Source organism: Shewanella glacialimarina (assembly GCF_020511155.1).
In the GTDB taxonomy this organism is placed as follows: Bacteria; Pseudomonadota; Gammaproteobacteria; order Enterobacterales; family Shewanellaceae; genus Shewanella; species Shewanella glacialimarina.
Map to the genome: position 1 here is coordinate 3,323,653 of NZ_CP041216.1, position 12,715 is coordinate 3,336,367.

The window sequence follows — 12,715 nt, forward strand, 5'->3', positions numbered from 1 at the left end:
GCAACGTTTTTAGGATATTTCACTATTGACATCGATATTGTGCACGAAAAGACCTAATAAATGCCTAAATACTTGCATTTTTCATTTATTTAGCTACTTTAGAGGAACATTTTTCTTTTTGCCTATAGCATAAAAAAAAATGTGTGACATAATTACGCCGCTGCAAAGGCATAGGCTTTTGCGCCCAAACTACAACCTATATTTTAAAGGATTTACCCATGAACAAGAAAGTACTGATGATTGCTGGTGTTGCTATGACTGCTTTACTAGGTGGCTGTGCTAACACTACTGCTTTAGAAGAAAGCGTTGCAAACTTAGGTAACAAAGTTGATCAACTATCTGCAGAAGTTGGTTCTTTAAAGTCTGAGCAAAGCAAACTATCTGCTGATGTTAAAGGCGCTAAAGCTGCTTCAATGGACGCTCAAGCAGAAGCTAAACGTGCTAATGACCGTCTAGACAACATGGCTTCTTCTTACAAAAAGTAAGAATTGCTATACAGAATTAGCTTATATCCATAGGTTGATTATTAGGGCTTGAATGTAGTTCAACTGGTATCCAGTTTGAACCAACTTCAAGCCTTAATTGTTTCTGCTATTAAAGTTTTTATACGAGTATATTAGATAGTAAGTGACTTAGAATTCAGAAGACTTAGATTTTAGGTGAAATTGTCAGCTCACACTAAACAAGGATCTATCAGCGATAGTAGCTTTACCTATAGCCACAACTCTCTCCTTATTTGCTCTTACGTCATTTGTAACACAATACCCATTAACGCCGAACGCTCATTTAATAACGAACTAGCAGAACAATGTTCACTTTTTTATCAATAGCAAAATATTTAAGAAAAGTCCCGTTACGGCCAGCCCGAAAACATGATTAGTATCCTAGATCTTTTTTAGCACTATCATATCAAACTCACATTTTAAGCCACTGATTGGTGATGACTTAATTTGGTGACGAATTTCATCATTAGCGCGCCAAGCAAACAACGAGCTATCTAATAAATTAACCGCTTGATCACCTGTAACATCAATTTCAAAAGAGACTTGTTGCTGCGACTCAATGAGTAAACGTTTAGGGATATTAAGTTGTGATGGCTTCTCGACTAAATCTGGATAAACATGCTGTTTAATTTGCCATAAATGCTGGTTACTGGGCTGTACTAACACTATACGCCCCGCATCTTTTAAGACTCGAAGGCATTCTTGCCCTTTGATAGGTGCATCAAATAAGGTCACCACGTCCATACTTTGATTGGCAAATGGCAGCACCTTAGTAGAGCAGAAAATCAAGCTTGCTGGCGTGTTACCTTTGGACGCTGCAAATAAGGCATTCTCGGCGTCTGACACGCCCCAAACCGCCATAGGTTGGGTTATCCCATGTGTCATTAAATATTGATGTATTTGCGTTAAATAAAACCCATCACCGCATTGGTAATCAAGCCAATTGAGCTCATTTTCAGCAGTTGCTGTTAATGCCAACATTTTTTGTTGCAACGCATCTACTAAAGGCTGAAAAACCCCACTTTGTAATAAAAATTGGCGCGCGCGCATTTGTTGGCGTGAAATAGAAGATTGCGGCGTTTTCGCCTTCACTTTTACTAAAGGGTAATAGCCTTGCTCAAGGCGGTCAAAATGATGTTTAGCTTCGCAATAAAAGCCTTTAGAAGCTTCATGTTGATGCAATGGTTGAGAACAGGTCGGGCAAACTAAAGGTAGGGTCATCATATTTTAAATAAACTTTTAATGGGGAAGATAAAAACTAGCAATAAAAAACGGGTAAATTTACCCGTTTAGTTCATTATTCACTAACATAATCGGCTATAGGTACAATAGACCAAGCAGTATGCTACCTAATATTAGTCGGTAAATCACAAAAGGGGTCATACCGATTTGACTAATATACTTTAAAAAGTAGTGAATACAGACATAAGCTGCAGCAAATGATACCACCAGGCCTAAAGTTAGTGCTTGATAGTCAATTGGTAGCGGGCTTTGGGCAAGATCTTTAATGACTAAAATAGCTGCGCCGCAGCTAACCGGTATCGACATTAAAAATGAAAAACGCGCCGCGGCTTCACGGGTGAGCCCTAGCATTAGCGCCGCTGTCATCGTCGCACCCGAACGAGATGTACCAGGTATTAATGCCATCGCTTGCGCAATACCAATTAATAGCGCTTTTTTCCAACCCATTTGAAATTCATTCAATTGTGCCTTTGACATGCGATCAGCAACCCATAACAACAGCCCAAAAAAGATGGTCGTTATCGCAATAACGAGCGTATTGCGTAAGTGTGTTTCAATAAAATCTTTTGCTAAAAAACCCACTATGACCGCAGGTATTGTGGCTAACACAATCCACCAGGATAATTTACTTTCCTGGGTTTGAGTCTTTGTCACCAAACTCTTGGTCCACGCCTGTGTAAGCGACACAATTTCAAGGCGAAAGTAAATAATTACAGCAAAGAGTGAACCGGTGTTAACAGCCACATCAAAAGAGAGACCTTGATCTTCCCATCCAAATAATTGAGCAGGAAGAATTAAATGCCCCGAACTTGATATAGGTAAAAACTCAGTTAACCCTTGAATTAAAGCTAAAAATATAACTTGTAGCGATTCCATACTTGTCCTTGTTTAGATTGCATTTTGGTATTTTTACTAAATTTACATACACTTAAATTACGGCAGTATTAATTAACCATCACGTGCACAGAGACTCAGGCTCAAGCAATTGTATGCCGTAATTGGGCTGGAAAAGCAAAATTAACAGGCCATAACTGTTGTTGCTGTTTGTCATACTGCTGCCAAAGCGTTTCATACGAAAGACCCACAGTAGGATGTAAAACATGAGGTGCTAACTCCGCCAACGGCCAAAGTACAAAAGCATTAAATAAAATTTCACCACGAGGTAACTCAACGGGCTGAACAGTCACTTTGTCGTCATAAAGTAACAAATCAATGTCTAAACTACGCGGGCTAAACTTTTTCTCACTTCGAATACGACCATTGGTTTGCTCAATCATCTTAAACACAGCCACAACCTCTGCAATAGACATATCAGTGTCAGTACTGGCGACCATATTTAAAAAGTTAGTCCCTTTAAAACCCACAGACTCACTTTCATACACTCGTGATAAAGATAGTTGGCCAAAATGCTGTTGTAAATCTAACAGGCCAGCTTTAAGGTGTTGTTCAGGTTCAATATTTGTTCCTAAACTGATATAAATCTTTGCCATTAAGTTTATTCGTCCACGCTATTTTAAGAAGTGACTCGTCATGAGCTAAAATTAAATGCTGCCACGCTCAATGACAACACCAACAGAATCGGCATGTTGCACTGCGCCAGGCTTCATAACCACAACCTTGACCCAAGGTACGTTAAATTCACTCAGTAAACACTGGGCAATCATCTCCGCAACGGTTTCAATTAACTCAATAGGTTTTTCAATGATCAGCGCAGTTAAACGATTTGAAACGGTTTCATAACACAAGGCGTGTTGATAATTGTCACTGGCCGCAGCTAAACGATTGTCCCAAGCCATATCTAAGTCAATCAATAGAGTTTGATGGATCTTTTTTTCCCATTCATAAATCCCTATCACAGTATCAATTTTTAACTGCCGAATAAGCACTTTATCCATCTGAAGCTCCACAAAATAGCCTTAAGAGACCTTGTTCAAAATTAATTCCAGATAAACAGTGATATTCTCACCATCTGGTCTTTTGCCAGCACGCTTAAAGCAGTAGGATAAGCAAATACAAAAACAAAGGTAACGAATTTAATTCATACCAAGGAACCGTTTTTGATTTTTGCAAAATGATTTGCAACAGCGCATTAAAAAATTATGCGCGATAATACCCTAAGACGAGTAAGGAAACCAATTTGAACACCATAGCTTTGACCATTTTGATGATAATAATCGCTTATTTAGCGGGTTCTATCTCGAGTGCGATACTGGTTTGTAAAATGAGAGGTTTACCTGATCCAAGAGAGCAAGGTTCTGGCAACCCTGGCGCTACAAATGTGTTACGCATTGGTGGGGCAAGTTCTGCAATATTAGTGTTATTTTTCGATATGCTTAAAGGCGCTATCCCATCGTATTTAAGTTACCTAATGGGATTAGATGCTGCCTCTCTAGGCTTTATTGCAGTAGCAGCATGCTTAGGTCATATCTACCCTATCTTCTTTCAATTTAAAGGCGGTAAAGGTGTCGCTACTGCCTTTGGTGCAATGGCTCCCATTGGTCATGATCTTGCTCTGTGTTTAGTCGCGACATGGATAGTATTGGTTATTATTACCCGTTATTCATCTGTATCAGCCATGGCAGCTGCTTTACTGGCACCGGTCTACACTTGGCTATTAGACGAGCGTTTTGTGCTTCCTGTGGCAATGTTATCAACACTGATATTAATTCGACATAAAGATAATATTGAGCGTTTACGAATTGGTGAAGAAAGTAAGCTCACCCGTAAAAGAAGCAATAAAAAAGCTTAACGGTTTAAAACACGCTAAGCTTTTCTGATAATATAAACAATACAAGATTACCCGTAGATTACACAGCCGGTAAGGTATCAAGCGGCCAACGAGGTACACCTTTAACCGCTAAATCTTCAATTTGGCCCGCTTTTAAGCGCTGCATACCGGCGTAGGCAATCATGGCACCATTATCAGTACAAAACTCGCCACGAGGGTAATATACCTTTCCGCCCATATCCTGCATCATTTTAGCTAATGACTCTCTTAGGCGTGTATTAGCGCTTACACCGCCAGCAATCACTAATCGTTTATAACCAGTGAGTTTCAATGCACGTTTACATTTAATAGCCAGCGTATCAACCACAGCCTCTTCAAACGCTCTAGCGATATTAGCATGTGTTTGTTCATCACTTGGCTCAGCAGCAATGGTATTAGCCGCAAAAGTTTTTAGGCCAGAAAAACTGAAATCAAGCCCGGGACGATCGGTCATTGGACGCGGAAAACGATACCCCACATCAAGCCCTTTAGCGGCTAATTTAGCCAAACGCGGCCCACCTGGGTAATCCAAGCCTAATAACTTTGCTGTTTTATCAAATGCTTCACCAGCTGCATCATCAACAGACTCACCCAACACTTGGTATTGGCCAATTCCTTCAACCTGCACCAGCATTGAATGCCCCCCCGACACTAGCAAAGCCACAAACGGAAACTCGGGAGCATCATCCTCTAGCATAGGGGCAAGTAAATGCCCTTCCATATGATGAACACCAACCGCGGGTTTGTCCCAGGCATAAGCCAGCGAACGCCCAACACAAGCACCCACTAACAAAGCACCAATTAGGCCTGGTCCTTTAGTAAAAGCAACCCCATCAATATCATTAACAGACGAGTTAGCCTCAGCTAAAGCTTGCTTAATTAACGGAACGATTTTACGCACATGGTCACGAGAAGCTAATTCGGGTACTACGCCACCATAGTCTGCATGAAGCTTTACTTGGCTATACAATACGTGAGAAAGTAACCCTTGCTGATCATCATAAATCGCGATGCCAGTCTCATCACATGATGTTTCAATACCAATAATGCGCATAATGTCTCGTTTTCAATAAATAAGGCGGCCAATTCTAGCGCTTGAAGCGATTTTTCTCCAGATAAAATCTGTATCGTCTTTAGTGGTATACGCGCCGATCATTTTTGATCGCCGATCTAATCACAAAAACAACTAGTTATTGTCATTAGGCCCGATGATGTGCAGACAATCAGAACAAGGGGTTTACAAAGACCCTTGCCTCGGTGTAAAATTCCGCACCATTTTAATTAGCCTTTGGCTATTTAAAAGTTTAAGTTAAAAAACTAAAACATTTAATATCCAACTCAACTACACCTAAGGGGTGATGGCGTATGCCAATTATTAAAGTACGTGAAAACGAACCATTCGACGTAGCTCTACGTCGTTTCAAGCGCTCTTGTGAAAAAGCTGGTATCTTAGCGGATGTGCGTGCTCGTGAATTCTACGAGAAGCCAACTACTGCTCGTAAGCGTGCAAAAGCTGCTGCAGTTAAACGTCTAGCTAAAAAGCTTTCTCGCGAAAACGCACGTCGCGTACGTTTATATTAATCTCATTATGAGCCTAATCGATCAGCTAAAAGAGCAGATGAAAGATGCTATGCGTGCCAAAGAAAAGGTGCGCTTAGGTACTATTCGTATGGCACTCGCTGCCATCAAACAAGTTGAAGTGGATACCCGCGAAACCTTGAATGATGAACAGGTGATAGCTATCTTAACCAAAATGGTCAAGCAACGCCGTGATTCAATGTCTCAATATGAAGCAGCGAATCGCCCAGAGCTTGCACAAGTAGAAGCGGATGAAATTCAAGTAATTGAAACTTTCTTACCAACACCATTAACTGAAACGGAAATTGCGGCGATTATCGACGCAACAATCGTAAAAGTAGGTGCTACTAACATGGCGGATATGGGCAAAGTAATGGGAGCATTAAAATCTGAAGTTCAGGGCCGTGCTGATATGAGTGCCATAGGTGCTTTAATCCGTACAAAATTGAAGTAATCAGGCGTTAATGTTGAATAAGCCGTGCACCTGCACGGCTTGTTTGTTTACATCAATTGATAAAGTGACTTCGAGAATATATAGCAATCAATGGCGATCCCCCGTGATTTTATCAATGAACTTATTGCTCGAACAGATATTGTCGATCTGATCGACCGAAAAGTACCATTGAAAAAAGCTGGTAAAAACCATTCAGCTTGTTGTCCTTTTCATAGTGAGAAATCACCGTCTTTTACTGTCAGCAGAGATAAACAGTTTTACCATTGTTTTGGTTGCGGTGCCCATGGCAATGCGATTGATTTTATAATGGAATATGACCGCTTAGAATTTGTTGATGCTATTGAAGAACTAGCGGGTCAACTCGGATTAGATGTTCCACAAGAAAATGGCAATGCAAAACGCCAGGATCATGGACTCAGTCGAGATTTATATCAGTTAATGGAAGAAGCAAGCTTGTTCTACCAAAGCCAACTGAGACAGCATCAAGACAAACAAAAAGTATTAGACTACCTTGATTTTAGAGGGCTTTCTGAAGATGTTATTAAACACTTCGGCATTGGCTTTGCCCCTGACGGCTGGGACGGATTATTAAGCCGCTACCGTCAAAATCAAACATCACTGGATAAACTACTTACTGCTGGCATGTTAATAGAAAATGACAGCGGTAAACGATATGACCGTTTTCGCGACAGATTAATGTTCCCCATTCGCGATAGACGTGGCCGAGTTATCGGCTTTGGTGGAAGAGTTTTAGGTGAAGGTACCCCTAAATACTTGAATTCTCCAGAAACGCCCATATTTCATAAGGGTAATGAACTTTACGGTTTATACGAATTAAAGCAACGTCACCGCGATCCACAACAAATATTAATTGTTGAAGGTTACATGGACGTAGTGGCGCTAGCACAATTTGAAGTTGATTATGCCGTCGCCTCACTTGGCACCTCAACTACAGCTGAACAATTTCAGCTTTTGGTCCGTAGTGCTAAAGAGGTCATTTGCTGCTATGACGGTGATAGAGCTGGTCGCGAAGCGGCATGGCGAGCATTAGAAACAGCGCTGCCATTATTGAAACCGGGCGATTTGGTAAAATTTATGTTTTTACCGCAGGGTGAAGACCCTGACACCATGGTGCGAAAAATAGGTAAAAATGCGTTTGAAGCCTTAATGCAACAAGCCATGCAGTTACCTGACTTTCTATTTGAAACATTAAGTCATGCACACGGCACAGATAAAGGCGCATTGGCTAAACAAGCCCTAGCCTTAATTGAAAAAGTACAAGACAGCGTATTACAAAATTTATTGCTGGAAAGTTTGTCCCATAAACTGGGGATGAACAGCAGCGATGACTTAAAGAAAAAATTAGGTTTTGCGGTTAAAAAACCGCAGCCGCTTAATGCAAAAGGGTTACAAGGCCGAGGCACACCACTGAGGTTAGCTATAGCACTGTTAATACAAAAACCCAGTTTAGGTTTTGGGCTTGCCCCGCAGCCTGCATTAAACAAAATTCAAATGGCTGGCATTGAATTGCTTAACCATTTGCTTGAAATAACTCGAACTCAGCAATTTAATAGCGCACAACTACTTGAAATACATAGAGAGCATCAACATAAGAGCACTCTAATTAAGTTAGCCCAATGGGATCATCAAGTGGCGGATGAAAATGTGCTGACCGAGTTTAAACAAACCCTGATATGGTTGACTAACCAATATATAGAACAACGCTATCAGGAACTTAGTCTAAAACAAACTTTAACAAAAGCTGAGAAAGTACAGCTAAGTAAGCTGATTTCAATAATGAAAGGTGTTGAGAAGTAACCCTGAAGTATACAAACTTTAGCGGTTAAAACAACGCCATGGACTAGCTAAGATGAGTCCACACAGCTATAATTGACGATTTGCGCGACACTAAGCTAGGCTAAGTGTCCCGTCGTTATTTCAGTTCCCCAAACTTGGATGATATCTATGGATCACACTCCGCAGTCGCAACTTAAACTGTTGCTCGCTAAAGGTAAAGAGCAAGGTTATTTAACCTATGCAGAAGTGAACGACCACTTACCTGCAGACATGGTCGATTCCGATCAGATTGAAGATATTATCCAGATGATAAATGACATGGGTATTCGAGTGTTTGAAGAAGCACCGGACGCCGATGACATGATGATGTCGGAAGACAACACAGACGAAGATGCAGCGGAAGAAGCTGCGGCCGCTTTAGCCACAGTTGAAAGTGAATTAGGACGTACAACCGACCCTGTGCGCATGTACATGCGCGAAATGGGGACTGTTGAGCTTTTAACTCGCGAAGGCGAAATTGTAATTGCTAAGCGTATTGAAGAAGGTATTAATACCGTTCAATGCTCTGTGAGTGAATACCCACAAGCCATTGCAATGATCTTAGAGCAATTCGACCAGTATGAAGCTGACGAAATTCGCTTGTCTGATATTATCTCTGGATTTGTAAACCCTGACGATGACGACGTCGCCCCTACCGCCACTAACATTGGTTCTGAAGTCCCTGATAGTGATGATAGTGATGATGACGATGATGACGATAGCGACGACGATGAAGATGAAGAAGAAGGTCCAAAAGGTCCGGATCCTGAAGAAGCTAAAGAAAAATTCACACAATTACGCGAAGCCTATGAGAAAAGCCTAGCCATTATTGCTGAAAAAGGACGTGACCACCCTGAAGCAATTGGTTCACTCTTCGTCATTGGTGAGTTATTTAAAGAATTCCGCCTAGTACCTAAGCAGTTTGATCGCTTAGTAAAAAGCATGCGCACCATGATGGATCGCGTACGTATTCAAGAGCGTCTAATTCTTAAACTTGTTGTTGAACAAGCTAAGATGCCGAAAAAGAACTTTGTTAAAGCCTTTACAGGTAAAGAAACCAATCTTGATTGGTTTATCAAAGAAGTCGGTAGCAGCAAGCCATACGCCGAAGGTTTACGTATGGTAGAAGATGACGTTAATCGTTGTGTTCATAAACTTGACGTCATTGAAAAAGAAACAGACTTAACTATTGCTGGTATTAAAGACATCAACCGTCGTATGTCAATCGGTGAAGCGAAAGCCCGCCGAGCGAAAAAAGAAATGGTTGAAGCTAACTTACGTCTAGTTATCTCTATTGCGAAAAAGTATACCAACCGTGGTTTACAATTCTTGGACTTAATCCAAGAAGGTAATATCGGCTTGATGAAAGCAGTTGATAAGTTTGAATATCGCCGTGGTTATAAGTTCTCAACTTATGCAACCTGGTGGATCCGTCAGGCAATCACTCGTTCAATCGCTGACCAAGCGCGTACTATTCGTATTCCAGTACACATGATTGAAACGATCAACAAGTTGAACCGTATTTCACGTCAAATGCTTCAAGAAATGGGCCGCGAGCCGTCACCTGAAGAATTAGCTGAACGTATGATGATGCCTGAAGATAAGATCCGTAAGGTACTGAAAATCGCTAAAGAGCCAATCTCAATGGAAACACCAATCGGTGACGATGAAGATTCGCATTTAGGTGATTTTATCGAGGATACTACCCTCGAGCTACCATTAGACTCTGCGACTAGCGAAAGTCTGAAAAATGCGACCCACGAAGTGTTAGCAGGCTTAACAGCCCGTGAAGCGAAAGTACTGCGTATGCGTTTTGGTATCGACATGAATACCGACCACACATTAGAAGAAGTGGGTAAGCAGTTTGATGTAACGCGTGAGCGAATTCGTCAAATTGAAGCAAAAGCGTTACGTAAATTACGCCACCCTTCTCGCTCAGAAATCTTAAAATCATTCCTAGACGATTAATCGTTAACAATGAATGAATAAAAAACCTGCTTCGGCAGGTTTTTTTATCTGTAAAATCAGACATATTGATTAACAGATAACCAATTAGAACAAGATATTATAATTCAATGCAGATCACGGGTGACAAGCAAGAATAAACTTCGTATAATTCCCCCCGCTTTCGGTAGTGACGACTATCTTAAGTCGGCCCCTTAGCTCAGTTGGTTAGAGCATACGACTCATAATCGTCAGGTCCCCAGTTCAAGTCTGGGAGGGGCCACCAATTCTGATAAGGCCCATGAAGAAATTCATGGGTCTTTTTCGTTTAAGGACCGGTCCATTTCCGGTAATACTTCTAGCTGATTAATCTCAGAAAAGTATCAGCAAGAATTAACCCACAAAATTGCCATATGAATTATTGACAGAACATTACTACTCATACCCATCTATGAAGTAATCAAAAATATCAAGTTCACTTACATTTACAAAAAACTAAATGAAATCATATAAAACCATCTCGTTAGTCATTACACTTGCCAGCAAACGCGAGCTCGAATAAGACGAACAAACCCAGACTGATATTCATACTCATATCGTGAACTCTACTGCTATAGCGCATATCAGAGGCAATTTGATAGTGATTAGGAGATGACGTCGAGTGAATCAAATCGCACCAACCCCAAAAAAAAGAAATCAGACTTCAAATTACAAAATTGAATACATCTGTTGTCGTTGTCGTCGAAAATAGCTTAGATTGAAAAGCGAAGACAGAAAGTGACAGGAGTATCGACGAAGACAAGATATTAGCGGCGAGAATTTACGCGAGAAGCCAGTGGGTGTAAATCATGGGAGTTTAAGCGTGGGCCTGACTAATGTGACAGACCCAGCGATCTAGGATTTAGGTGTTAGAAGTATCGATTGATTCTTTTTCAGCAAAAAGACGATTATGATGTTGCATGTATATTTGGAATCGTTCTGAGGCTTTAAAGTCTAAATGGGATACTTCTAGCTCTATCCCTTTTTCGATACCAAGTCCTTTTAACTGAGAAATATTTACAGAATTTGATATATTTAAATAATAGCGATTATTTTTACATTTAAATGTGATTAGATGATTATCAAATAATTTATCTACATGAGCACATAGCAGTATACCGTTAGCGCCATCAAGCCTTTCGCCAGTATTTTCGCAATCTTTCCAAGCTTTAATATGCGATGCAATTAGCATTTCTTTAATGCTCACTAAAGTGACTGCACACTTCTCACCTTGCCATGTTTTGATAACATCACTTTTGAATTTTCCTTGCCCAACTCTAGCCTTTGTTAAAATTTCTTTTTCTGAGTCAGACAGGTCACTATTTTCGATAACTTTTAAGTCACCAACAAGGTCACCTTGCGCTATTGAGAATGATGTAGGGCCTTTCGCACTCTTAGATCCACTAGACAAATAGTGTTCGATAACAGAAATCACCTCGTGCGAAAGCGGAGATTGCAGAGTCGCACCAGTAAAGCAGAAATGTTTTTTAAAATTTGTTTTCTGGTCTTTTCGCTCACTGTTCGGAAGACGATTACTCCAATCATCCTCATCAATATTTAAAAATGAAGATAATTTACTAGCATCAGACAATCGAACTCGATGTTCTCTTCCTATAAAATTCTCATCATAGTATTTCTCTATTACCTTATATTTTCCACATAGTTTAAAGCAGTGCTTTCCCTTAATTTTTAAACCCTGCACAATATATACTTCATCACCAATTTCTAATTTTTTTAATTTTGTTTCTTTTTCAAAACCATATCCATTAGTGTAATCAAAATCTGTTTTATTATCAGGTCCATGGTATGCGTAATAACTGTTCACTCGAAATCCTTCTTAAATCGTCCGTAATACATCATATATCAAACACATATTAACGTCATGATATCAATCTCATGAAGTTAATCATGCTAAAAATAACAACTGGAAATATCTATTAATTAAGTGATGGCGCAGGTAAATTAGAGCTTTAACTTACTTTATCTATCATTGCAGACGGTGAAGCAAAGGAAGTAATCGGGGCAAAATCAGAAAAATAGTTATTCCTATGTTATCGAGCACTTAATGATAATTTTCTCGACATTAATCTGACTCTTGCATCCGTTACCAAGCATTAAAGGCTACTCAAAGTTGCTTTAATACCTGTCTAATCCAATGTCTGAATGTGATCACCTCATTAGATGAAACAATAACCAGGTCAACAGAGCCCGCCCTAAGTCCCACTATAGTGTTCAGTAATAATCGATTAAATTTGACCATTCCGCCTGAGAACCAGCTTGTTGCTTTCCTATTGTGAGGGTCTATCGAGCGAAAAGGTTATTGCAAAATTTAAAAAGCAAAAAACCACCTTA

12 protein-coding genes and 1 tRNA gene are annotated in these 12,715 nt (G+C 40.2%); 7 read left to right on the top strand and 6 right to left on the bottom strand.

Annotation, left to right across the window (positions count from 1 at the left end):
• The first annotated feature begins 218 nt into the window (after positions 1 to 218).
• Positions 219 to 485, top strand: coding sequence for an Lpp/OprI family alanine-zipper lipoprotein (locus FJ709_RS14575; protein ID WP_124017059.1), 267 nt, complete (start codon positions 219 to 221; stop codon positions 483 to 485).
• Between the two features lie 399 nt (positions 486 to 884).
• Here the strand turns inward: FJ709_RS14575 and FJ709_RS14580 are convergent, their stop codons facing one another.
• The 4 genes from FJ709_RS14580 to folB form a co-directional block, all read right to left on the bottom strand.
• Positions 885 to 1,727 (bottom strand): putative RNA methyltransferase, encoded by an 843-nt coding sequence (locus tag FJ709_RS14580; protein ID WP_226410747.1) that lies wholly within the window; start codon positions 1,725 to 1,727, stop codon positions 885 to 887.
• A gap of 93 nt (positions 1,728 to 1,820) precedes the next feature.
• Positions 1,821 to 2,621: an undecaprenyl-diphosphate phosphatase gene (locus FJ709_RS14585; protein WP_226410748.1), complete on the bottom strand. Its 801-nt coding sequence runs from the start codon at positions 2,619 to 2,621 to the stop codon at positions 1,821 to 1,823.
• A gap of 101 nt (positions 2,622 to 2,722) precedes the next feature.
• The gene (gene folK / locus FJ709_RS14590; protein WP_226410749.1) at positions 2,723 to 3,235 is read right to left on the bottom strand and encodes a 2-amino-4-hydroxy-6-hydroxymethyldihydropteridine diphosphokinase; all 513 of its coding nucleotides are present in this window, start codon (positions 3,233 to 3,235) and stop codon (positions 2,723 to 2,725) included.
• A 51-nt stretch (positions 3,236 to 3,286) separates the two neighbouring features.
• Positions 3,287 to 3,640, bottom strand: a complete 354-nt coding sequence (folB, locus tag FJ709_RS14595) for a dihydroneopterin aldolase (protein WP_226410750.1) — start codon at positions 3,638 to 3,640, stop codon at positions 3,287 to 3,289.
• Between the two features lie 242 nt (positions 3,641 to 3,882).
• Here folB and plsY point away from each other — a divergent pair, with 242 nt between their 5' ends.
• Positions 3,883 to 4,494, top strand: coding sequence for a glycerol-3-phosphate 1-O-acyltransferase PlsY (plsY, locus tag FJ709_RS14600; protein ID WP_226410751.1), 612 nt, complete (start codon positions 3,883 to 3,885; stop codon positions 4,492 to 4,494).
• A gap of 58 nt (positions 4,495 to 4,552) precedes the next feature.
• Here plsY and tsaD read toward each other — a convergent pair whose 3' ends face one another.
• Positions 4,553 to 5,566 (bottom strand): tRNA (adenosine(37)-N6)-threonylcarbamoyltransferase complex transferase subunit TsaD, encoded by a 1,014-nt coding sequence (tsaD, locus tag FJ709_RS14605; RefSeq protein WP_226410752.1) that lies wholly within the window; start codon positions 5,564 to 5,566, stop codon positions 4,553 to 4,555.
• 311 nt (positions 5,567 to 5,877) lie between these two features.
• Here tsaD and rpsU point away from each other — a divergent pair, with 311 nt between their 5' ends.
• The 5 genes from rpsU to FJ709_RS14630 all read left to right on the top strand — a co-directional run bounded on the left by rpsU (position 5,878) and on the right by FJ709_RS14630 (position 10,610).
• Positions 5,878 to 6,093, top strand: coding sequence for a 30S ribosomal protein S21 (rpsU, locus tag FJ709_RS14610; protein ID WP_006080725.1), 216 nt, complete (start codon positions 5,878 to 5,880; stop codon positions 6,091 to 6,093).
• Positions 6,094 to 6,100: 7 nt separating this feature from the next.
• Positions 6,101 to 6,544, top strand: coding sequence for a GatB/YqeY domain-containing protein (locus FJ709_RS14615; protein ID WP_226410753.1), 444 nt, complete (start codon positions 6,101 to 6,103; stop codon positions 6,542 to 6,544).
• 90 nt (positions 6,545 to 6,634) lie between these two features.
• On the top strand, positions 6,635 to 8,362 hold the full coding sequence (dnaG, locus tag FJ709_RS14620) for a DNA primase (protein ID WP_226410754.1): 1,728 nt from the start codon (positions 6,635 to 6,637) through the stop codon (positions 8,360 to 8,362).
• A 147-nt stretch (positions 8,363 to 8,509) separates the two neighbouring features.
• Positions 8,510 to 10,348, top strand: coding sequence for an RNA polymerase sigma factor RpoD (gene rpoD / locus FJ709_RS14625; protein ID WP_226410755.1), 1,839 nt, complete (start codon positions 8,510 to 8,512; stop codon positions 10,346 to 10,348).
• A gap of 185 nt (positions 10,349 to 10,533) precedes the next feature.
• Positions 10,534 to 10,610 (top strand) — tRNA-Ile (locus FJ709_RS14630).
• A gap of 615 nt (positions 10,611 to 11,225) precedes the next feature.
• Here the strand turns inward: FJ709_RS14630 and FJ709_RS14635 are convergent.
• Positions 11,226 to 12,188 carry an HNH endonuclease gene (locus FJ709_RS14635; RefSeq protein WP_226410756.1) on the bottom strand — a complete coding sequence of 321 codons (963 nt, stop codon included), beginning with the start codon at positions 12,186 to 12,188 and terminating at the stop codon, positions 11,226 to 11,228.
• Between the last annotated feature and the right edge of the window lie 527 nt (positions 12,189 to 12,715).

Coding starts and splice junctions, on each gene's coding strand:
- dnaG (WP_226410754.1), top strand. CDS start 6,635: ATGGCGATCCCCCGTGATTTTATCAATGAACTTATTGCTCGAACAGAT.
- folB (WP_226410750.1), bottom strand. CDS start 3,640: ATGGATAAAGTGCTTATTCGGCAGTTAAAAATTGATACTGTGATAGGG.
- FJ709_RS14575 (WP_124017059.1), top strand. CDS start 219: ATGAACAAGAAAGTACTGATGATTGCTGGTGTTGCTATGACTGCTTTA.
- FJ709_RS14580 (WP_226410747.1), bottom strand. CDS start 1,727: ATGATGACCCTACCTTTAGTTTGCCCGACCTGTTCTCAACCATTGCAT.
- folK (WP_226410749.1), bottom strand. CDS start 3,235: ATGGCAAAGATTTATATCAGTTTAGGAACAAATATTGAACCTGAACAA.
- rpoD (WP_226410755.1), top strand. CDS start 8,510: ATGGATCACACTCCGCAGTCGCAACTTAAACTGTTGCTCGCTAAAGGT.
- FJ709_RS14615 (WP_226410753.1), top strand. CDS start 6,101: ATGAGCCTAATCGATCAGCTAAAAGAGCAGATGAAAGATGCTATGCGT.
- rpsU (WP_006080725.1), top strand. CDS start 5,878: ATGCCAATTATTAAAGTACGTGAAAACGAACCATTCGACGTAGCTCTA.
- FJ709_RS14585 (WP_226410748.1), bottom strand. CDS start 2,621: ATGGAATCGCTACAAGTTATATTTTTAGCTTTAATTCAAGGGTTAACT.
- tsaD (WP_226410752.1), bottom strand. CDS start 5,566: ATGCGCATTATTGGTATTGAAACATCATGTGATGAGACTGGCATCGCG.